Source organism: Methylobacterium aquaticum (genome assembly GCF_016804325.1).
In the GTDB taxonomy this organism is placed as follows: domain Bacteria; phylum Pseudomonadota; class Alphaproteobacteria; order Rhizobiales; family Beijerinckiaceae; genus Methylobacterium; species Methylobacterium aquaticum_C.
In genome coordinates this window covers 1016073-1037239 of record NZ_CP043627.1, presented here as the reverse complement: position 1 = coordinate 1037239, position 21167 = coordinate 1016073, and the positions used below count along the sequence as shown (strand labels likewise).

Annotated in this window: 17 protein-coding genes; 8 read left to right on the top strand and 9 right to left on the bottom strand. The window is 71.6% G+C overall.

All coding sequences use genetic code 11. The features are described 5' to 3' along the window. Window positions 1-74: 74 nt before the first annotated feature. Complete coding sequence (locus F1D61_RS04545; RefSeq protein WP_246775713.1) at window positions 75-791, bottom strand: anti-sigma factor; 717 nt, start codon at window positions 789-791, stop codon at window positions 75-77. Further along, window positions 788-1324 (bottom strand): sigma-70 family RNA polymerase sigma factor, encoded by a 537-nt coding sequence (locus F1D61_RS04540; protein ID WP_348649427.1) that lies wholly within the window; start codon window positions 1322-1324, stop codon window positions 788-790. Before F1D61_RS04540 ends, F1D61_RS04545 begins: the two co-directional genes overlap by 4 nt. A gap of 256 nt (window positions 1325-1580) precedes the next feature. On the opposite strand from F1D61_RS04540, the gene F1D61_RS04535 reads away from it, so the two are divergent. Further along, window positions 1581-2282 carry a DUF2270 domain-containing protein gene (locus tag F1D61_RS04535; protein ID WP_203156695.1) on the top strand — a complete coding sequence of 234 codons (702 nt, stop codon included), beginning with the start codon at window positions 1581-1583 and terminating at the stop codon, window positions 2280-2282. Window positions 2283-2652: 370 nt separating this feature from the next. Here F1D61_RS04535 and glmU read toward each other — a convergent pair whose 3' ends face one another. Then, window positions 2653-3996, bottom strand: coding sequence for a bifunctional UDP-N-acetylglucosamine diphosphorylase/glucosamine-1-phosphate N-acetyltransferase GlmU (glmU, locus tag F1D61_RS04530; RefSeq protein WP_203156694.1), 1344 nt, complete (start codon window positions 3994-3996; stop codon window positions 2653-2655). Window positions 3997-4190: 194 nt separating this feature from the next. Between glmU and F1D61_RS04525 the strand changes: the two genes are divergently transcribed. Further along, window positions 4191-5774, top strand: coding sequence for a glucan biosynthesis protein (locus F1D61_RS04525; RefSeq protein WP_203156693.1), 1584 nt, complete (start codon window positions 4191-4193; stop codon window positions 5772-5774). Beyond that, window positions 5750-7921, top strand: a complete 2172-nt coding sequence (gene mdoH, locus F1D61_RS04520; RefSeq protein WP_203156692.1) for a glucans biosynthesis glucosyltransferase MdoH — start codon at window positions 5750-5752, stop codon at window positions 7919-7921. Before F1D61_RS04525 ends, mdoH begins: the two co-directional genes overlap by 25 nt. Before the next feature lie 222 nt (window positions 7922-8143). On the opposite strand, the gene F1D61_RS04515 is transcribed toward mdoH, so the two are convergent. From F1D61_RS04515 to F1D61_RS04500, 4 genes are read right to left on the bottom strand one after another with little or no spacing between them, the layout of a single operon-like run. Next, window positions 8144-8983: a class I SAM-dependent methyltransferase gene (locus F1D61_RS04515; RefSeq protein WP_203156691.1), complete on the bottom strand. Its 840-nt coding sequence runs from the start codon at window positions 8981-8983 to the stop codon at window positions 8144-8146. A gap of 39 nt (window positions 8984-9022) precedes the next feature. Further along, entirely contained in the window at window positions 9023-9436 is a 414-nt protein-coding gene (locus F1D61_RS04510) for a GFA family protein (protein ID WP_203156690.1), read from the bottom strand. Continuing rightward, on the bottom strand, window positions 9433-10806 hold the full coding sequence (locus F1D61_RS04505; RefSeq protein ID WP_203156689.1) for an MATE family efflux transporter: 1374 nt from the start codon (window positions 10804-10806) through the stop codon (window positions 9433-9435). Before F1D61_RS04505 ends, F1D61_RS04510 begins: the two co-directional genes overlap by 4 nt. Window positions 10807-10812: 6 nt before the next feature. After that, window positions 10813-11184 (bottom strand): DUF6460 domain-containing protein, encoded by a 372-nt coding sequence (locus tag F1D61_RS04500; RefSeq protein WP_203156688.1) that lies wholly within the window; start codon window positions 11182-11184, stop codon window positions 10813-10815. Between the two features lie 263 nt (window positions 11185-11447). On the opposite strand from F1D61_RS04500, the gene F1D61_RS04495 reads away from it, so the two are divergent. From F1D61_RS04495 to F1D61_RS35240, 3 genes are all read left to right on the top strand, one after another. Then, window positions 11448-12398, top strand: a complete 951-nt coding sequence (locus F1D61_RS04495) for an alpha/beta hydrolase (protein ID WP_203156687.1) — start codon at window positions 11448-11450, stop codon at window positions 12396-12398. A 249-nt stretch (window positions 12399-12647) separates the two neighbouring features. Further along, window positions 12648-13259 carry a DMT family transporter gene (locus tag F1D61_RS04490; RefSeq protein WP_432443206.1) on the top strand — a complete coding sequence of 204 codons (612 nt, stop codon included), beginning with the start codon at window positions 12648-12650 and terminating at the stop codon, window positions 13257-13259. Beyond that, window positions 13247-13549 carry an EamA family transporter gene (locus F1D61_RS35240; RefSeq protein ID WP_432443205.1) on the top strand — a complete coding sequence of 101 codons (303 nt, stop codon included), beginning with the start codon at window positions 13247-13249 and terminating at the stop codon, window positions 13547-13549. Before F1D61_RS04490 ends, F1D61_RS35240 begins: the two co-directional genes overlap by 13 nt. Before the next feature lie 282 nt (window positions 13550-13831). Here the strand turns inward: F1D61_RS35240 and F1D61_RS04485 are convergent, their stop codons facing one another. Next, window positions 13832-15700 (bottom strand): M3 family oligoendopeptidase, encoded by a 1869-nt coding sequence (locus tag F1D61_RS04485; protein ID WP_203156686.1) that lies wholly within the window; start codon window positions 15698-15700, stop codon window positions 13832-13834. Window positions 15701-15975: 275 nt separating this feature from the next. Here F1D61_RS04485 and F1D61_RS04480 point away from each other — a divergent pair, with 275 nt between their 5' ends. Together F1D61_RS04480 and F1D61_RS04475 are read left to right on the top strand one after the other, a co-directional pair. Next, the gene (locus F1D61_RS04480) at window positions 15976-17463 is read left to right on the top strand and encodes a sigma-54-dependent transcriptional regulator (protein ID WP_203156685.1); all 1488 of its coding nucleotides are present in this window, start codon (window positions 15976-15978) and stop codon (window positions 17461-17463) included. Window positions 17464-17715: 252 nt separating this feature from the next. Continuing rightward, window positions 17716-19839 (top strand): L,D-transpeptidase family protein, encoded by a 2124-nt coding sequence (locus F1D61_RS04475; RefSeq protein WP_203156684.1) that lies wholly within the window; start codon window positions 17716-17718, stop codon window positions 19837-19839. Between the two features lie 298 nt (window positions 19840-20137). Here the strand turns inward: F1D61_RS04475 and F1D61_RS04470 are convergent, their stop codons facing one another. After that, window positions 20138-21136, bottom strand: coding sequence for a MaoC family dehydratase (locus F1D61_RS04470; RefSeq protein ID WP_203156683.1), 999 nt, complete (start codon window positions 21134-21136; stop codon window positions 20138-20140). Between the last annotated feature and the right edge of the window lie 31 nt (window positions 21137-21167).

Here is a 21167-nt window from a genome sequence, read left to right as displayed (position 1 = left end):
CCGGTACGGAAGGCCGGACGGGAAAGTTTCGAAAGGGCGGCGATTTTTTCGTCCGCCCCCGAATTTTTTCGCGCCTATTCGCGGATCAGGCGGCCGGTATAGACCACCGGCCCGGTCGGGGCGCCCGAGGGCGAGCCGCCGGGCGGCTCCACGGTGACGGCGAGGCTCGCTCCCTCGAGGAGGCCGCGGTCGCCCGCCGGCAGGGGGAGACGGGTGCCCGCCTCGTCCCGGACGAGGCCGACGGAGCGGGGCGCGCCGGCCGCCGGCACCACCCAGAGCTCCAGGCTGCGGTCGCGCGGCGCCTCGGCGGCGAGCGCCCGGACCTGCACCGTGCCGGCCCGCGGATCGACCCGCACCACCAGGGCCGGCAATTCGCCGCCCCGGTTCACCACCGCGAGGTACTGCGCCGCCTCCGGGCGCGGCATCAGGCGCTCGACGGCGATGAACATGGCGAGGCCGGCGGCGAGCGACCCCGCCGCCAGGGCGGCACGACGCCAGCGCCGGAGCGCCGGGCGCAGGTCGACGACCGGGGCGGCGGGACGCGGCGCCTCGCGGGCCACGCGCGCGGCGATGCCCGCCCAGGCGCCGGGCGGGCTTGCGACCTCCGGCACGGCCCCGGCCAGGGGGGCGAGGCGCGCCTCCCAGGCCCGCTCGGCCGCTTGCAGCGCCGGGGAGGTCTCCCGGTCGCGCCGATAGGCCTCGCGCTCGGCGGCGCTCAGGGTACCGAGCACGTATTCGGCAGCCCGCAGGTCGGGTTCGTCGGGCGGGCCCATCGCGTCGGGGGCGCTCATGCGGCGTCGTCCAGGCAGCCCCGCAGCGAGGCGAGCCCGCGATGCAGCCAGGTCTTCACGGTGTTGACCGGTCGGTCGTAGCGCACGGCCAGTTCCTCCCGCGACAGGCCCTCGCAATAGGCCCGGACCACACAGTCGCGCTGCGTCGGCTCGAGCCGTTCGAGGCAGGCGAGGAGCGCGTCGCGGCTCAGGAACTCGGCCTCGCGGTCCCGCGGGTCGGCGATGCGCTGGAGCCAGTCCTCCTCGTCGTCGTCGCTTGCCGGCATCGGCACCTCGCCCCTTCGCCGCACCCAGTCGATGGCGCGGTGGCGCGCGATCGCGGCAAGCCAGGCCATCGGCCGCCCCGCCTCCGGGGCGTAGCCTCCGGCATGCTGCCAGACCCGCAGGTAGGAATCCTGCAGCACGTCCTCGGCGGCGGCCCGGTCCCGGACGATACGCAGGATCAGGCCGAAAAGTTTCGGGGCCGTGCGGTCGTAGAGCGCCCGCAGGGCCTCCTGCCGCCCCGCCGCCACCCGGGCGATCAGCTCGGCCAACAGGGCGACGTCACGGTCGGCGGGCGGGTCTCTCTGGAGCAGGTCTCTCGGGGCCGGTCCTCGCCGCGCAGCATCGCTCGTGCCTCCGGGGACGCCGCCCCTCTTCCGCTTCCGCCATAGATCAATCGCGCGCCAAGGACCACGGGGCAGCCTCGGATCATCGGTGCGATGCGCGTCTTCCGGTCCCCCCGCGATCTGCGCCATGATGCCGGCGCCCGGGCCCGGACGACGAAGAGGCGCCGGCAAGGGAGGCCCCATGATCGCCGCGACGCCGGAGGCCGCCGCCCTCCCGTTCCCCAAGACGCCGTCCGAGACCATCACGGTCCTGGCGCATTACCACCGGGCCGAGATCGCCCGCATGGCCGGCTGGCGCGACCGGATCGACCGCACCACCAACTGGGCGATCACCGTCATCGCCGCGATGCTGTCGGTCTCGCTCTCGACGCCGACGGCGCATCACGGCGTGCTGCTCTTCGCCATGCTGCTGGTGATGCTGCTGCTCGGCATCGAGGCACGGCGCTACCGCTTCTTCGACGTCTACCGCACCCGGGTGCGCCAGCTCGAGCGGCACTATTACGCCGAGGTGTTCGCACCGGGGAGCGTGGTCGATCCCGGCTGGACCCGGCAGCTCGCCGAGGACCTGCGCCACCCGGTGTTCCACATCGGCCTGCGCGAGGCGTTCGGCCGGCGGCTGCGGCGCAATTACGGCTGGATGTTCGCGATCCTGCTGCTCGCCTGGGTGCTGAAGATCACCTCGGCGCGGCTCCAGGAGACCGGGACGCAGGCGGGCGTCGCCGAAACCGCGCACGGCATCCCGGAGATCCTGGCCGGGGCCGGCCTCGGGCCGCTGCCGGGCTGGCTGGTGCTCGCCGGGGTGGCCGGGTTCTACGTCTGGCTCCTGGCGGCCGGCCTGCGGGCGGGCCGGCGCGACCCGGATGATGGGTCGGTTCATGTGTGATACCAACGGTCGTTGGAAACGACCTTTGGTTCCGTTCTGGAATTTTCGTCAAGCCTCTGGCTTGGCACAGAAAATTCGAGATGGCTCAATGGCCCGATGCGTCAGCATCTTGGGCCATTGGTATGAAGCCTGTTTATTGGCTTCAGGCATGCGATCCGACGCGCGACCTCATCCTGAGGTGTTGGCGATCGAAGATCGCGCTCCATCGAAGATGGGCTGACCTCGAAGGAGGGCTCCAGGGATCGCAGCGACATCTGGAGCCCTCCTTCGAGGCTGCTTCGCAGCACCTCAGGATGACGTCGCGAATGGGACAATAGAATTCGACCGTGATGCTCATATCCGAAGCCGGACTCTCTCCGAGCGCGCGCCCTCACCCCTTCGTCGGCTTCACCCACCCCGCCTTGATCACCTGCCGCCCGCGCCCGATCGCCAGGGTACCGGGCGGCACGTCCTCGGTGATGACCGAACCGGAGCCCACGAAGGCGCCGGCCCCGACCGTGACGGGGGCGACGAGCGCCGAGTTCGAGCCGATGAACGCCCCGGCCCCGACCACCGTGCGGTGCTTGTTCACGCCGTCATAGTTGCAGGTGATGGTACCGGCCCCGAGATTGGCGCCCTCCCCGATCTCGGCGTCACCCACGTAGGTGAGATGGTTGACCTTGGCGCCGGCCCGGATCGCCGCGTTCTTCACCTCGACGAAGTTGCCGATGCGCGCGCCCTCCTCCAGCACAGCGCCCGGCCGCAGGCGGGCATAGGGGCCGATCTGGACGCCTGCCGCGAGCCGGGCCTTCTCGAGATGCGAGAAGGCGTGGATGGTGCAGCCGTCGCCGACGACGACGCCCGGGCCGAACACCACGTGGGGCTCCACCACCACGTCGCGGCCGAGCGCGGTGTCGTGGCTGAAGAACACCGTCTCGGGGGCGATCAGGGTCGCGCCGCCGAGCATCGCGCGCCGCCGCAAGGTCGCCTGTACCGCCGCCTCGGCGACGCTGAGCTGCACCCGGTCGTTGACGCCCTGCGCCTCGGCCTCGTCCACCGGCACCACCGCGACCCGGTGGCCGTCGGCAACCGCCAGGGCGACCGCATCGGGCAGGTAGTACTCGCCGGCCGCGTTGGCGTTGCCGATCCGCTCCAGCAACCCGAGGGCGTGGGCGCCGGAGAGCGCCATCAGGCCGGCATTGCACAGGGTGACGCGGCGCTCCGCCGCGCTCGCATCCTTCTCCTCGCGGATCGCGACGACCCGGCCGTCCTCGACCAGCACGCGGCCGTAGCCGGCCGGGTTCGGGCTCTCGAAGGCCAGGACGGCGACCGCGGCGCCTTCCGCCAGCGGCGCCCGCAGGCGGGCATAGGTCTCAGGCGCGATCAGCGGCGTGTCGCCGAAGGCCACCACCACGTCGTCGGCGCCCTCGGCCAGCGCCCGGCGGGCCGCCAGCACCGCGTGGGCGGTGCCGAGGCGCTCGGCTTGCGGAAACGTCGCGGCGCCGGCAAAGCCCGCCACGATCCGGGCGACGTCGTCGCGGCCGGGCTCGACCACCACGGCGAGGCGCCCGGCCCCGGCCTCGGCCACCGCCGCCAGCACGTGCGCGAGCATCGGCCGGCCGGCGATCGGGTGGAGCACCTTGGGCAGGTCGGAGCGCATCCGCGTGCCCTTGCCGGCGGCGAGGACCACGGCGAGGAGGGAGCGCGCCCCTGAGGGCTTCGGGGTCGAGGTCATCGGCGGCCTGTCGCGTCCGGGGGAAACTGTCTGCTGGCGACCGTCTAGCCGATCGCCCCGTCAGAACAAGCACCGGTAGGCCCTTCCCCAGCGGCGCCACTGTCGCGTTTCTTAACCCCCGGTTCAGCCCGGATCGTGGTAAACGGCCGGCGCCCCCTTGTTTTCCGTATCCGGTGACGGTTCCTCTCCCCACGATGACGCACAGCCCCACCGCTCCGCCCTCACGCACAGCCCTCGACCGACGCGCGGTTCTGGCGCTCGCCGGTGGCCTGGCCGCGACCACAGCCGCGGGCGCTCAGCCGACGGAGCCCGCGCCCCTGTCGGACGGCCAGCGTTTCGATCCCGGCCAGGTGGTCGATCTCGCACGCGCGCTGGCGAAGAAGCCCTACGCGGCGCCGCAGGCCGACCTGCCCGATTCCTTCAAGGACCTCACCTACGACCAGTATATCGGCGTGCGGGCTCAAGCCCCGGGCCTGCTCTGGGCCGGCGAGGGCCGCGGCTTCGTGGTCGAGCCGCTGCACCGCGGCTTCGTCTTCACCACGCCGGTGGCGCTCCACGCGGTCGAGGACGGGGTGGTGCGCCGCATCGCCTACGATCGCAACCGCTTCGCCTTCGGCAAGCTGAAGCCGCCGGAGGAGGGCCGCGACCTCGGCTTCTCGGGCTTCCGGCTCTATGCCAGCTTCAACGGCGCGGCGCCGACCGATTGCGCGATCTTCCAGGGCGCCTCGTTCTTCCGGGCGCTCGCCGCCGGTCAGAGCTACGGCGTCACCGCCCGCGCCCTCACGCTGAAGCCCGCCGAGGCGAAGGGCGAGGAATTCCCGCTGTTTCGCGCCTTCTGGCTCGAGCGGCCCGGGGCCGGGACCGGGCAGATCGTGATCCACGCCCTGGTCGATTCCGAATCCGCCACCGCGGCGCTCCGCATGACCCTGCGGCCGGGCGACGCCACCATCGTCGACATCGAGGCGACTGTGTGCCCGCGCACGCCGCTCGAGCATGTCGGCATCGCCGGCATGACCGGTGCCTTCCTGTTCGGCCCGACCGACCGGCGCGGCGTCGACGATGCGCGGCTGGCCGCCCACGAGGTCGACGGTCTCCAGATCCGCAACGGCTGGGGCGAGGCGATCTGGCGCCCGGTGCAGAACCCCGAGACGCTGCAGATCTCCGCCTTCCTCGACCAGGACCCGAAGGGCTTCGGGCTGATCCAGCGCGCCCGCGCCTATGGCGACTACCAGGACGACGTGCAGCGCTGGGAGAAGCGGCCGAGCCTGTGGATCGAGCCCCTCGGCAGCTGGGGGCCGGGGGTGCCGCAGCACGGCTGGGGCGCCGGCGCGGTCCAGCTGATCGAGATCCCGAGCGAATCCGAGGTCAACGAGAACATCCTGACCTATTGGCGCCCCAAGGAGCCGGTCGCGAAGGAGACCGCCTTCAGCTACCGGCAGTTCTGGTGCTGGACGGTGCCGGGCGGGCCGCCCCTCGCCGCCTGTTCCGGCACCCGGGTCGGCAAGGGCACCGGCGGGAAACGCCGGATGTTCCTCGTCGACTTCACCGGCGAGGCGCCGTTTGCCGAGGGCATCGACCCGGCCACGCTCCAGCTCGCCCTGAGCACCGCGCCGGGCAGCATCGCCCGCCAGCGCCTCTACCCGTATCCGGAGCGCAAGACCGTGCGCGCGGTGTTCGAGCTCGATCCGGGCAACGACACCTCCTGCGAACTGCGCTTGGTCGTCAAGGCCGGCGACAAACCCGTCACTGAGACATGGCTGTACCGGTGGACCCCGTGACCCTCGCACAAGATCCCGACACCCTCCGCCGCGACGCGCAGCCCGTCGCGGTCGCGCCCGCGGTGCCGGAGGAATCCCCCCTCGCCATGCCGGTGCAGGACCTGCGCCGCTGGTCGGACGCGCAAGCACACAAGGTGCCCGGCCGCCGCGCTCCTTGGGCGGCCCGCGCCTTCGTGTTCGGCGGCGGCCTCGCGCTGACGGCCTACGGCGCCGTGCAGATGTACGAGGTCGTGTCGGTCGCCGGCTCGACGACCTGGCTGCAATGGCTGCTGCTGGCGCTGTTCACCCTCAACTTCTCGTGGATCGCGCTCGCCTTCACCTCGGGCCTGCTCGGCTTCCTGGCGCTCCTGCGCCGGCGCCGGCCGCAAGCGCCGCAGGCCCCGCTCACCACCCGCACCGCCGTGGTGATGCCGGTCTACAACGAGGCCACCGCCCGCACCTTCGCGGCGGTCGAGGCGATCCGCGAGTCGATCGAGGCCACCGGCGAGGGTGACGCCTTCGATTACTGGATCCTGTCCGATTCGACCCAGGCCGATGCCTGGATCGCCGAGGAGCGGGCCTATCTGAGCTTACGCGCCCGCCTCGGCGACGGCGCCCGCCTGTATTACCGCCACCGGCAGAAGAACCACCACCGCAAGGCCGGCAACATCGCCGACTTCGTCACGCGCTGGGGCGGCCATTACGACCACATGCTGGTCCTCGACGCCGACAGCCTGATGAGCGGCGACTGCGTGGTGACGCTGGCCCGCGCCATGGAGGCCGATCCGGATTCCGGCATCATCCAGTCGCTGCCGCTCATCATCAACCGCAACACCCTGTTCGCCCGGGTGCAGCAATTCGCGGCCCGGATCTACGGGCCGGTCATCGCCACCGGCCTCGCCCTGTGGTCGGGCCGGGACGGCAATTACTGGGGCCACAACGCGATCATCCGCACCAAGGCCTTCGCCGACCATTGCGGCCTGCCCGACCTCTCCGGCAAGCCGCCCTTCGGCGGCCACGTGCTCAGCCACGACTTCGTCGAGGCGGCGCTGATCCGGCGCGCCGGCTGGAGCGTCTACATGCTCCCGGAACTCCAGGGCTCCTACGAGGAGAGCCCGCCCTCGCTGATCGACGTGGCGATCCGCGACCGGCGCTGGGCGCAAGGAAACCTCCAGCACAGCCGCATCATCGGCACGGCGGGGCTCAAGCTCGCCTCGCGCCAGCACTTCGCCACCGGCATCGCCGGCTACCTCGCCTCGCCGCTCTGGGCGGCGCAGCTCGTCGTCGGTATCGCGCTCGCCCTCCAGACCGCCTACATCCGCCCCGAATACTTCTCGACCGAGTTCCGCCTCTACCCGGTCTGGCCGCGCTTCGACCCCGTCCGCGCGCTCCAGCTCTTCGGGATCACCATGGCGATCCTGCTCGCCCCGAAGCTCTTCGGCCTGATCCTCGGCCTCCTCGACGGCCAGGTCCGCCGGGCGAGCGGCGGGGGCCTGCGCCTCGTGCTCTCGGCGCTGATCGAGACCCTGCTCTCGGCCCTGATCGCCCCGATCGCCATGCTGGTGCAATCCGGCTCGGTGATCCAGATCCTGCTGCGGCGCGACGCCGGCTGGAACCCGCAGCGGCGCGACGACGGCTCGATCCCGCTCTCGGACATCGTGCGCCGCCACCGCTGGCACACCATCCTGGGCCTCGTCGCCGGCATCGCGGCCTTCGCCATCGCCACCTCGCTGTTCCTGTGGATGTCCCCGACGATCCTCGGCCTCGTCCTGGCGATCCCGATCTCCTGGGCGAGCGGGCAGCTCTTCCTGGGCCTGGCCTTGAAGCGCGCCGGCCTGCTGATGACGCCCGAGGAGCGCGAGCCTCCGGCGATCGCCACCGCCGCCCGGGCGATCGAGGAGCGCAACGCGGCGCTCGCCTACGACGATGCCGACGGGTTGCGGGCCCTCCACGCCGATCCGGACCTCCAGGCCGGCCACCTCGCCTTCCTGCCCCCGGCCGAGCGCCGGCCCCGCGGCGCGCCGCAAGCCGACCACGTCATGGCCCAGGCCAAGGTCGTCGAGGCCGAGACCATCGACGAGGCGGCCGAGTGGCTGAACGCCAAGGAAAAGATGGTGCTGCTCCACGACCGGGCCTTGCTGGACCGGCTGGCCCGGCTCGACGGGTAGAGTTCCGCCGGATCGTCGGCCCCCTCCCGCCTCGTCCCGACCTCGTGTCGGGGTGCCGCCGTCGGCGGCACCCCGCGGAGGAGGGGTCCATGCTCTCTCGCCTCTTCCGGAGCCCTCCTTCGAAGTCCGGCGATTCGTCGATCGACGGGTACGGGAGTCTCGACGGCGGCCTCGAACAGCGGCGCGTCGGGTCAGGGACCTCTCCGCCGTCATCCCGAAAATCTACAATTCCGGATTCGTCGGCTCGGTGCGCCGCGCCACCACCGTGTAGCAGAGCCGCTTCTGCCCGAGCAGCGTCGGGCGATGGTAGGTCACCGTCGATTCGCCGAAGCCCAGGATCGCCAGGAATTCCTGCATCGTGGTCGGGGCGATGGTCCACCAGGTGTCGAAGCGGATCCGCTGGTCGGAGCGCGGCAGGAGAAACAGCGGCAGGCCGAGGCTGCGCGGCAGGTAGCGCAGCCATTGCAGCGATTTCGGCAGCATCTCGGTCACCACCACGGTCTCGCGGGTGAGCCCCAGAGCGCCATGGAGGGCCCGGAACGGATCGCGCAGGCGCGCCAGCGCGTTGCCGAGCACCGCGACGTCGACCGGACCGATCGCCTCCGGCACGGCATAGAGCGAGCCGCCGGCCCGCCGCGCCCGCGAGCCGAGGGCGGCGTGCGAGAACCAGAACGCGTCCTCGAACCGCCGCAGGTGGTTGCGGATCTCGGGCGCGATCACCGCACGCTCGAAATCCGGATACGGCACCATCTCCCAGCAGGCGTCGCCGGTGAAGTCGTAGGACACCACCTCGGCACCGCGCGCCTCCATGGCGAAGCCGAGGAATCCGCTGGTGGCGCCGAAATCGAGCACGCGCTTGTCCGCCACCGCGACGTGGCCGAGATACGCGTCGAGCCCGGAACGCAGGTCCCAGGCTCCCGCCATGGTGCCGTGACCGGGCAGGTCGATGGTGTGGTTGAAGGTGCAGACCGCCGGGTCGTCGACCGCGCGGGGCGGCAGGAAGGGCCGGTCGGCCAACGGCGCATCGGTTTCGGGGTGAGCGGTCGGGTCCGCCATCGTCATGCGGGCATCGTCTCGTGTGGCGGCGGGAAATGGGGGGTGTCAGGAGCCGCGGGCCCGCGGATGCGCCGGCAGCCCGGGGGCCAGAGCGACCCAGGACAGGCGGCGCGAGACCCAGACCTGGTCGCGCGGCGGGAAACGCTCGGGATCGTCGAGGCTCGCCATCGTCAGGTCGATCTCGTCGGGCAGGGCGTCGGCCCGGTAGGCGAGCGGCGTGCCGCAGGACGGACAGAAGCCCCGCTCCGCCCGCGGGCTCGAACGGAACCAGGCCGGCTCCGCGGTGAAGCGGCAGGCGTCCCGCCGCACGGTCAGCCAGCCGACCATCGGCGCGCCGGTGGCACCGCGGCAATCCTGGCAATGGCAGACTGTCAGGTTCCACGGCGCCCCCTCGGCCTCGTAGCGCACCGCGCCGCAGCGGCATCCTCCCGAGATCCTTGCGGAAATCGTCGTGCTCATCGCGCCGCCTCCGTCAGGGCGCCGACCCGCGGCTGCGGGAACGCGGCGGCCGCGAGGCGCGGATAGACGAGCGCCTGGCCGAGGCCGCGGGCGGCCAGGAAGATCAGCATCGCGAGCCAAAGCCCGGTATTGCCGAAGCCCCGCGTCGCCGCCAGCATCGCGACATCGACCGCGAGCGCCACGAGCATCAGGTTGCGCATCGCCCGGGTCCAGGTCGCCCCGATATAGACGCCGTCGAACGCGAAGGCGGCGGCCGCCGCCAGCGGCGTCAGGGCGGCGAAGACGAGGTAGTCGCGCGCGAAGGCCCGCACCTCCGGCGCCGTGGTGACCGCGTCGATGAACGGCCCGCCCATGCCGAGGAAGAGGCCCGAGACCGCCAGCGCGAAGCCGAGGCACCAGCCCAGCGAGAGCCGCACGGCACCCCGGAAGGCGCCCTCGTCGCGGGCGCCGAGCGCCTGTCCGCACAGGACCTCCGCGGCGGTCGCGAAGCCGTCGAGGAAGAAGCTGCCGATCAGGAAGAGGTTCTGGAGCACCGCATTGGCCGCCAGCGTCACGTCGCCGGCCCTGGCACCGAGCCCGGTGAACAGGGCGAGCGCGGTGATGAGCGCCAGCGTGCGCACCATCACGTCGCCGTTGACCGCGAGCATCCGAGTGAGGCCGGTCCGCTCGACGATCTCGCGGACGGGCACCCGCCAGGGCCGGGAGCCGAGGCGATGCAGCACCACGAGCCCGAGCGCCGTGCCGGCCACCTCCGCCAGCACGGTGGCGAGCGCCGCCCCGGCGACGCCGGATCCGAGACCGAGGACGAACAGGAGGGTGAGCGCGACGTTGACGGCGTTGATCGCCACCTGCAGCGCGAGGCCGAGATCGGTGCGGCCCCGTCCCAGGGTCGAGCCGAGGATGGCGTAGTTCGCCAGCGTGAACGGCGCGCACCAGATCCGCACTGAGACATAGCTCGCGAGCGCCGCATTCACCGCCGGGCTGGCGCCGAACAGCCGGAGCGCCGCCGCCCCGAGCGGGCCCTGCACCGCCACCATGGTCAGCCCGACCGCCAGGGCCACCGCGAGCGCCCGGGCGAGGGTGCGGTCGATCTCGGAGCCGTCGCCGGCCCCGGTCGCCTGCGCGGTGAGGCCGGCGGTGGCCATGCGCAGGGCCCCGAAGGTCCAGAACAGGTAATCGAAGACCACCGCCCCCAGGGCCAGAGCCCCGAGCAGGGCCGCGTCGCCGAGCCGCCCCACCGCCGCCGTCCCGACGAGGCCCAGCAGCGGCGTGGTGACGTTGGCGAGCGTCATCGGCACGGCGAGCGCGAGGATGCGCCGGTGCGTCACCTCCGGGCTCGCGCCGGGCCGATTTGGGGCGGCGGGCTGCATCGCGACTCAGCGGCTGCGGGCGAAGACGCGCGACAGGAGCCACAGCGGCACCACCACGACCGCGCCGGCGACGAACCAGCGGCCGGCATCGTGGAAGGTGTCGAAGCCGAGCGCGATCAGCGAGTGGATCGTCTCGTAGGCCTGGGCGAAGAGCAGCCCCGGCGTCACCCCCATCATCGCCATGCCGGCGCCGACGAGGAGCGACAGGAACACCAGCCGCACCAGCACCGCCCCCGGCGAGCCGCCGAGGAAGCGGTTCAGGTTCAAGCGCCTTTCGTCCCGGTAGCCCGGATCGTAGCCGCCGGGGGACTGGCCATAGGGATCCTGGCCGTGCGGTGCCTGCCCGCCGAAGGGGCGGTGAAATCTCTGCTCGCTCATGCGTCCTCGCGACCCTGCCGTTGCGGAATCCGATATCCAAACGTTGCGGGATTGTCACATCCCTGACGAAACCCGGCGCGGCCCGGCGCATTGCACCGTTTGGCAATCCGGACCTGAGATGGCAACCTTCGCGGAATATCCCAAGATGCCTGACGTAAGATGCCCGCCGTCCCATTCGGGCGGGACGGTGACCCGCCTGCAACCCCGAGACGCTCCGCCGCCCCGCGCCGGCGGCGCAGCGCCGCGAGATTGATACCCCCAGCATGATCGACCACGCGATCTTCGACCCGGCGAAAACCGATCCCGACGCCGAGCGCCTGAACCGGGAGATCATCGCCGCCCAGGCGCAGGCGCCGGACCCCTGGTCCATGCCGGTGGCGGAGGTGCGCGAGCGCCGCAGGCGCGGCAGCCTCGCCTATCCGGCGATGCCGCACAGCGCCCGGGCCGAGACGATCACGATTCCCGGGCCCGGCGGCCCGCTGACGCTCCGGGTGATCCGGCCGCAGCGCAAGGCCCGGGGCGCCTACCTGCACATCCATTCCGGCGGCTGGGTCTGGGGCGGGTCGGACGAGCAGGATCCCTGGCTCGAGCGCATTGCCGAGCGCTGCGGCTTCGTCTGCGTCTCGGTCGAGTACCGGCTCGCGCCGGAACACCCCTACCCGGCCCCGATCGACGATTGCGAGGCGGCGGCGCTCTGGCTCCATCGCGAGGGCCGCGCGCTGTTCGGGGTCGAGGCCCTGACCATCGGCGGCGAATCGGTCGGCGCGCATCTGAGCGTGATGACGCTCCTGCGCCTGCGCGACCGCCACGGGCTGCGCAAGGCGTTCCGGGGCGCCAACCTGTTCTCCGGCCTCTACGACCTCGGCGTCACCGCCAGCGCCCGCAACTGGGGCGAGGAGCGCCTGGTCCTCAACTCCACCGACATACGCCGCTTCGCCGACGGCTTCGTGCCCGAGGGCGTCGCCCGGCGCTCGCCCGACGTCTCGCCGCTCTATGCCGACCTCGCCGGGCTGCCGCCGGCCCTGTTCTCGGTCGGCACCCGCGATCCGCTCCTCGACGACACCCTGTTCATGTCGATGCGCTGGGCCGCGGCCAATAACGGCGGCTACACCTCGGTCTATACCGGCGGCTGCCACGTCTTCATCCGCTACGACATCGCCATGACGCAGCGGGCCCTGGAGCTGATCGAGCGCTTCCTGATGGCCCTGGCGTGAAGGATTCGGGCACGGGAGCCTGCTTGATCCAATGACGGGGTTTCCCACCCGCGACCTCATCCTGAGGTGCTGGCGATCGGAGATCGCTGAGCCTCGAAGGAGGGCTCCAGAAACCACAGCGTTTCCTGGAACCCTCCTTCGAGGTCAGCCCATCTTCGATGGGCTGACACCTCAGGATGAGGTCGCGAGTGGGACGAAAACTCCAGCGACGCTGCTTGTGCAGGTCGAACCGTTTCTGAAAGACCTCGCGTGAAACACGGCCATTCGGCCGCGGCCGCCTACGCGCTGCTCGCCTTCGCGACGTTCCTCTGGGCCGGCAACGCAGTGGCGAGCAAGGTCGCGGTCGGCCTCGTCTCGCCGCAGGCCCTCGTCGCCCTGCGCTGGTCGATCGCGCTCACCGCCATCGCGCTGATCGCCGGGCGCGAGACCTGGGCGCATCGGCGCACCCTGTGGGCGCATTGGCCGATGATCCTGCTGATGGGCGGGGTCGGCTATACCGGCTTCAATGCGCTCACCTACGAGGCGGGCGCGCTGACCAGCGCCGTCAACCTGTCGCTGATCGAGGGCACGATCCCGGTCCTGGTGCTCGTCCTCAACTTCCTCGTCCGCGGCGTCGCGGTGCGGCCCGGCCAGATCGTCGGGTCGGTCATCACGCTCGCCGGCGTGGTGCTGGTGGCGAGCCACGGCGACCTCGCGCGGCTCCGCGCCCTCGACTTCAACCGCGGCGACCTCCTGGTGCTGCTCGCCTGCCTGTTCTACGCCGGCTACACCGTCGCCCTCCCCTTGCGGCCGGCGGTGCGGGCCTCGCCTTCTTCGCCGCCATGGCGATCGCCGCCTGGGCGACCTCGGTGCCGCTGCTGATCGGCGAATGGGCGGCCGGAAGAGTGCTCTGGCCCGGTATCCCCGGCTGGGCGCTGATCGCCTTCACGGCGCTCGGGCCGTCGCTCGTGGCGCAGCTCGCCTACATGCGCGGGGTCGAGACGATCGGGCCGAACCGCGCCGGCCTGTTCAACAACCTGGTGCCGGTCTTCGGGGCGATCCTGGCGGTGGGCCTGGTGGGCGAGTCCTTCGGCCTCGTCGAGGCCCTGGCCCTGGCCTTGGTGCTCGGCGGGATCGCGGTGGCGGAGTTTTTCGGGCGCAGGGTGGGGTGAGGCGGCCTGAGCTGTTTTCTCGTTCCGTGCTTCGACGGACGATCGGTTCCCAGGGTGCATCTGCCACCCTCCGCGTCATCCCGGGGCCGCGAAAGCGGAGCCCGGGATCCAGAGCCGTGGATGGTGCAGTCTTGCGCGGAATGCAAGCCGCTTTATCCTGATCGGCCCGAGGTTCTGGATTCCGGGCTCCGCTTTCGCGCCCCCCGGAATGACCAGGTGCTTGTCAGATTCGTCGAGCGTGTCCAATGACCATGTCCGGATATTTCTCTCCGGACACACCGCTCACGCCTCCATCGCCTCCAGTTCCGCGATCATCCCCTCGATCATCGACAGGCCGATCTGCCAGAAGGCCGGGTCGCGGGCATCCAGCCCGAACGGCGCCAGCAACTCGCCGTAGGGCTGGCTGCCGCCGGCCGCGAGCAGCGCGAAGTAGTGCTCGACGAAGGCCTGTTCCGCCGCCGGGTCGCCGCTCGCCCGCTGGTAGACGCCGTAGAGCGAGTTCACCAGGCAATCGCCGAAGGCGTAGGCGTAGACGTAGAACGGCGAGTGGATGAAATGCGGGATATAGGCCCAGTACGGCTCGTAGCCCTCGTCGAGCCGGATCGCCGGCCCCAGGCTCTCCGCCTGCACCGACATCCACAGGGCGTTGATCGTGTCGGCGGTCAGCTCGCCCTCGCGGCGGGCGAGGTGGACCTTGCGCTCGAAGCTGTAGAACGCGATCTGGCGCACCACCGTGTTGATCATGTCCTCGACCTTGGCGGCCAGCATCGCCCGGCGCTGGACCGGGTCGGTGGTGGCCTCCAAGACGCGGCGGAAGGTCAGCATCTCGCCGAACACGCTGGCGGTCTCGGCGAGCGTCAGCGGCGTCGGCGCCATGAGCGCGCCGTTATGGCCCGCCAGCACCTGATGCACGCCGTGGCCGAGCTCGTGGGCGAGCGTCATCACGTCCCGCGGCTTGCCCTGGTAGTTGACCAGCACGAACGGGTGGGCCGAGGGCACGGTCGGGTGGGCGAAGGCGCCCGGCGCCTTGCCGGGCCGCACCGGCGCGTCGATCCAGCCGCCGTCGAAGAAGCGCCGGGCGATCTCGGCCATCTTCGGCGAGAAGGCGCCGTAGGCCGACAGCACGGTCTCGCGCGCCTCGGCCCAGGGGATCGTGCGCTGCTCCACCTTCGGCAGCGGCGCGTTGCGGTCCCAATAGGCGAGGTCGTCCCGGCCGAACCACCGCCCCTTCAGCGTGTAGTAGCGGTGGGACAGGCGCGGATAGGCCGCCTGCACGGCGGCGACCAGGGCCTCGACGGTGTCGCGCTCGACCCGGTTGGCGAGGTGGCGGGCATCCGACACGTCGGAGAAGCCGCGCCAGCGGTCGGAGATCTCCTTGTCCTTGGCGAGCGTGTTGGTGATCAGCGTGAATACCCGCAGGTTCGACCGGAACACGCTGCTCAGCGCGCCGGCCGCGTCCCGGCGCACGGTCTCGTCCGGGTCCTGGAGCTTGTTGAGGGTCGGCTCCAGCGTCAGCTCCTCGCCCCGCAGGGGGAAGCGCAAGGAGGCGATGGTCTCGTCGAACAGCCGGTTCCAGGCGGCGCGCCCGGTCACCGACTTCTCGAGGAAGAGCTTCTCGGTCTCGTCGCTCAGCTGGTGCGGCTTCTCGCGGCGGATGTCCTCGAGCCAGGGGCGGTAGCGGGCGAGCGGCGGGTGGGCGGCGGCCGCGTCGATCAGCGCGTCCTCGACCCGGTTGAGCTCGAGGGTGAAGAACAGAAGGTCGCTCGACGCGGTGGTCAGGCGCTCCTGGGTGTCGCCGTAGAACTTGGCGCGGGCGGGATCGGTGGTGTCGCCGGAATAGACCAGGCCGGCATAGGACATCAGCCGGCCGAGACGGTCCTCGATCGCCTCGTAGGCGGCGACCGCGGTGCCGAGCCTGTCGGACGCGCCCTCGCCGGCGACGAGGTCCCGGACGCGGCCGCGATAGCTCTCGGCGAAGCTCCGGCACTCGGCCTCGGCGCGGTCGAGATCGGCGGCGAAGGCCGGGTCGTCGAGGCCGGCATACAGGTCCGACAGGTCCCATTCCGGGAGCGGCCCGAGATCGACGGCGCGGGCCGTGGCCTTCGCGGTGCTCAGGGCGCTGTCCGACGGCGCGGCGGCACTCAGCGGCATGGACGATGTTCCTCTCGGGGGAAAACGGTGCGGGGGACATATCGGTCCCGGGGCCCTGCGATCAACCGAGCCCGCCACGATTGCGGCGCAAGGCCCCTCGAAGGCTTTCGCCCGGTAACCTCCCGTTGGCGTTAAGAGCGACTTTACGGTTGTGCCGCAGCATACGGCTCGAAACGAAACAGCCGCGTGATTCGCGGACGGCTCGCCCGGGCCGCCGGACACGCCAGGCTTCGCGGGCGGTGCTCCACGGCCCCGGTCCTGCCTGAGGAGAACAGATGACCACCACGGTCCTCATCGTCGACGACGATCCCGTGCAGCGCCGGCTGGCGGAGGCCATGGTGCGGCGCCTCGGGTTCGAGGCCGTGGTGGCGGAGAGCGGCAGCGCCGGCCTCGATGCGATCCGGGCCCCCGATTCCGGCATCGACGTGGTGCTCCTCGATCTGGCCATGCCGGGCGGCCTCGACGGGCTCGGCGTGCTGGGCGAATTGCGCAAGGCCGGCATCGACACGCCGGTCATCGTCCAGACCGCGAACGGCTCGATCGACGCCGTCGTCAACGCGATGCGGGCCGGCGCGGTCGATTTCGTGGTCAAGCCGGCGGGTCCCGAGCGGCTCCAGGTGTCGATCCGCAACGCGCTCCAGGTCGACCAGCTCCAGGACGAGATCCGGCGGATGCGCCGGCGGGCCTCCGGCGCCCTGTCGTTCCGCGATCTCACGTCGAAGAGCCCGGATATGGGCCGGGTGATGCGGCTCGCCGAGCGGGCGGCGAAATCGAACATCCCGGTGCTGATCGAGGGCGAATCCGGCGTCGGCAAGGAGGTGCTGGCCCGCGCCATCCAGGGCTCGGGCGACCGCCGCGGCAAGCCCTTCGTCACGGTCAATTGCGGGGCGATCCCCGACAACCTCGTCGAATCGACCCTGTTCGGCCACGAGAAGGGCGCCTTCACCGGCGCGACCGAGCGCCATCTCGGCAAGTTCGTCGAGGCCTCGGGCGGCACGCTGTTCCTCGACGAGATCGGCGAGCTGCCCCTCGACGCGCAGGTGAAGCTCCTGCGGGCGCTCCAGGAGGGCGAGGTCGATCCGGTCGGCGGGCGCAAGAGCGTGCGGGTCGACATCAGGCTGGTCTCGGCGACGAACCGCTCGCTCCTCGACCTCGTCAAGCAGGGCCGGTTCCGCGAGGACCTGTATTACCGCCTCAACGTCTTCCCGATGACCCTGCCCCCGCTACGGGCCCGGCGCGAGGACATCCCGGACCTCGCCCGCTCGTTCTGCGCCCGGTTCGCGGCGGAAGAGGGCAAGCGGGTCCGCGGCATCGCCGCGGAGGCGATGGCGCTCATCACCCGCTACGACTGGCCCGGCAACGTGCGCCAGCTCGAGAACGCGCTGTTTCGCGCCGTGGTGCTCGCCGACGGCGACGAATTGACGATCGCGGAATTCCCGCAGATCGCCGCCCAGGTCCAGGGCTTCGACGTGCGCATTCCCGCCGCCCCGGCAGCGCCCGAACCCGGCACCGCCCCGGCGCCGGTGCGGGAGATCGTCCGGGTCGAGGTGCGCGACCCCCATGCCCTGTCCCTCGTCGCCGAGGAGACCGGCGAGATGAAGACCATGGAGGGGCTGGAAGGTGAGATCATCCGCTACGCCCTGCAATTCTACCGCGGGCGGATGTCGGAAGTCTCGCGCCGCCTCGGCATCGGTCGCTCGACGCTCTATCGCAAGTTGAAGGAACTCGGCCTCGACGACGAGAAAGCCGAGGACGCCGCCTGATCTTCGCGTCCGCGCGCGGTCCCGTCAGAAGAAAACCGCATTTGACGGGCTTTGAGCCCGGAATGCGGTTGCCGATCCGGGTTTTGCGACCCGACCACGTTCGCGGTGCGTTGCGACACGCGGCGAACGCCCAGGGTTGCATGTCGTCGGGGTGTGGCTGCCGTGCGATGGCACGGCCTGCGCCGACGTGTTTACTGATCTAGATTGACCAGCGTGGCCGCTCGTGATGGCCGCGGCTTCGAGGAGAGGACCATGGCTCCCAGGCGCAGGACCGGGCGGAATGCGGGCGCGGCAGCGACCCTCGCGGTGCTGCTGGCGGCGCAATCCGGCCTGCCGGGGGCGCGGGCCGAGGGCGTCGCCCCGGGGCCGGTCGCAGGCGTGACCGCAACGCCGCCGGCGATCACCACGATCCCGGACGCGGCAAAGCCCATCGCCGAGGCCCCGAAGCCGGAGGCTTCGACACCCGCTGTCGACGGCAAGTCCGGCGACACGGCAAAGTCCGGCGACACGGCAAAGCCGGGCGACGCGCCGAAGGCGGCGTCGGTCTCGACCGAGCCGATGCCCGTCCCGGCGGAGACCGCTCCGGCCCAGCCCGCGTCCCTGCCCGGCACGACGGCGCCGGCCGACGCCGCTCCCGTCCCGACCGAAGCCACGGCACCCGCCCTGCCCCCGCCCGCCCCCGGCGACCCGGTGGCCGAGGTTGTGGCCGCGCGCCTCGCCGATCCGAGCTTCAGCCTGATCCGCCGCCTGAACGCCAAGCAGCGCGAGGCGATGCAGGCCTTCTACGCGCTCGGCGCGTTCAAGTCGGTCTGGCTCACCGATTCCGGCTGGTCCGACGCCGCCAAGGCGGTGATCGCCCGGCTCCAGGCGGCGGGCGAGGACGGGCTCGATCCCCTCGCCTATCCGATCCCGCTCCTCGACCCGCCCCACGCCAAGCCGGCCGACCGGGCCGAGGCCGACCTGAAGCTCTCGGCGGCGGCCGTGCTCTATGCCCGCGACGCCCGCGGCGGCCGGCTCGAGCCCTCGCGCCTGTCGCGCTTCATCACCCCGAAGCTCGACCTGCCCGCCGCCGATGCGGTGCTCACCCGCCTCACCCCGGCGGGCGCGAATGCCGGCGCCCAGCTCCAGGCCTACAATCCGGGGCAGCCCGGCTACCTCGCCCTCAAGGCGAAGCTCGCCTCGTTGCGCGCCCAGCAGCCGAACCGTGCCGTGCCAATGGTGCGCCTGCCGAAGGGCCCGGCGCTGAAGACCGGGATGCGCGACGCCCGGGTGCCGCTGATCCGCGCCCGGTTCGGCCTGAGCGGCGCGCAGGACGCCACGGCCTATGACGAGGGCGTGGCGACGGCGGTGGCGAGCTTCCAGCGCCAGCGCGGCATGAAGGCGAGCGGCGTGCTCGATCCGGCGACCGTGGCGGCGCTCGCGGGTCCCGCCCCCGACCGGCAGGAGGCCGACCTCCTCGCCAACATGGAGCGCTGGCGCTGGCTGCCGGCCGATCTCGGCCGCACCCACGTCTTCGTCAACATTCCCGAATTCAAGGTACGGGTGATCCGCGACGGCCGCGTCCTCGACGAGGCCCGCACGATCGTCGGCAAGCCCGATTCGCCGACCCCGATCTTCTCCGGCGAGATGACCTACGCGGTGGTCAACCCGTCCTGGACGGTGCCGCCCTCGATCCTGAAGAGCCAGTTCCTGCCGGGGCTGGCCCGCGACCCGAACTACGCCGCCCGCCTCGGCTACCAGGTGGTCAAGCGCGGCAACGGCATCGCCATCCGGCAGCCGCCGGGCGAGCGCAACGCGCTCGGCTTCATCAAGTTCATGTTCCCCAACGATCACGCGGTCTACCTGCACGACACGCCGAACCGGAGCCTGTTCTCCCGCTCCGAGCGGGCGCTGAGCCACGGCTGCGTGCGCGTCGACGATCCCTTCCGCTTCGCCCAGGTGGTGCTCGGACCGCGCTGGCCGACCGAGCGGCTGAAGGGCCTGATCGGCAAGGGCGAGCGCACCGTGATGCTGCCCGAGAAGCTGCCGGTCCACCTCGCCTACTTCACCCTGGAGGCGGATGCGAACGGGACCCTGCGCAGCCTGCCCGACCTCTACGGCATCAACGCCCGGGTGAAGGTGGCGCTCGGCCTCTCGACCGAGGCACTGCCGCCGGAGGCCGGGCACAAGCCGAAGGTCGCCACCCCGAAGCCGCCCGCGACCGCGCCAGCCGCCCATCCGCGGCCGACCCGCGATCTCGCGCAGCAGCAGCCCGCCCATCGCCCGGCCCCGCGCCGTCCGGTCACGGCGGCGGCGGTGCCCGAGGAGCCGGCCGTGGTGCAGCCGGCGCCGGATTATTTCGGCGAGACCGGGGCGATCCGGCGCGGGTGGTGGTGAGGAAGCGGGCGGGCGTGAGCCGACCCGGCCCGCTGGAACGACACCCCGTCAGAGCAAATCAGACTGGTCTTCATGGATCTCAAACCCTCCTCGTCATTCCAGGACCGCGAAAGCGGAGCCCGGAATGACGAGGAGGGCGTCAACACTGTCGATCAAGTCAAACTAACTCTCATTCATTGCGACGATGCATTGACGATAGCCGCACCTTGAAAGGCATGGCTCTCAGCGTGAGACGAGTGGGCACGATACGCCGGCCTCGTCTTCGGTTTTCATCGGACGTGGCCGCTCGACCGGCCTCTCATGCACTTCGGCTCGGCGCCAGCCACGCCCCCGCGAAACGGAACACCGGGTCGCCGCGCTGGTTCGTGCCGGTCGCCGTATGGCTGACGACGCCCCATCCCGGCCGGGTCCGCGAGGGCCGGGCCTCGGTCAGGGTCACGTCGTAGCGGATCGTGTCGCCGGCATAGACGGGCTTGAGCCATTGCAGATCGCGGAATCCCGGCGAGGGACCGCCCTCGACGACCGGCTCGGCCCGCTCGATCGCCAGCGCCCGGCCGCGGTCGCGGCCCGCCACCATCCGCTTCATCCAGGCCGCCGCCGTGTGCCAGCCCGAGGCGCACAAGCCGCCGAAATGCGTCTGTGCGGCCGCCGCCTCGTCGACGTGGAACGGCTGCGGGTCGAAGGCGCGGGCAAACCGCAGGATGTCGTCGCGGCTGAAATGGTGCGCGCCGAGATCGAAGGACCGGTTCAGCGGCATGTCCTCGAGGTAGCCCGAGGGCAGCGCCTCGCCCTCGGGCAAAACGGCCGGGGCCGGCTCCTCCGGCGGGCGGGGACGGGGCGGCAGGGGCGGCGTGCCGGCCTTGCCGAACATCGCCCAAAAATCCTGGGTCATCACCGGCTGGCCGGCGCCGTTGGCGATCGTGAGCAGGAAGCGCACGAAGCCGCGGTCGGGCTTGCTGCCCGACGGCCGGCTCTCGGTGACGCTCATCTGCATCGACAGTTCATCGCCCGGCCGGACCGGACGCAGCCAGCGCACCTCCTCGATGCCGGGCGAGCCCATCGAGCTCGATTGCAGGATGAAGCCGTCGGCGACCAGCCGCATGCCGAGCGCGCAGGTATGCCAGCCCGAGGCGATCAGCCCGCCGACGAAGCTCTCACGGGCCGCCGCCTCGTCGGTGTGGAAGGATTGCGGATCGAACTCGCGGGCAAAGCCCACGATGTCGTCGCGGCTCACCGCCAGCGGCCCGAAATCGAGCCGGAACCCGGGCGTGAGATCCTCGAAGCAGTAGCGGGGCATCGGCGAAGTCCGGCACGTTTGCGGGCGGCCG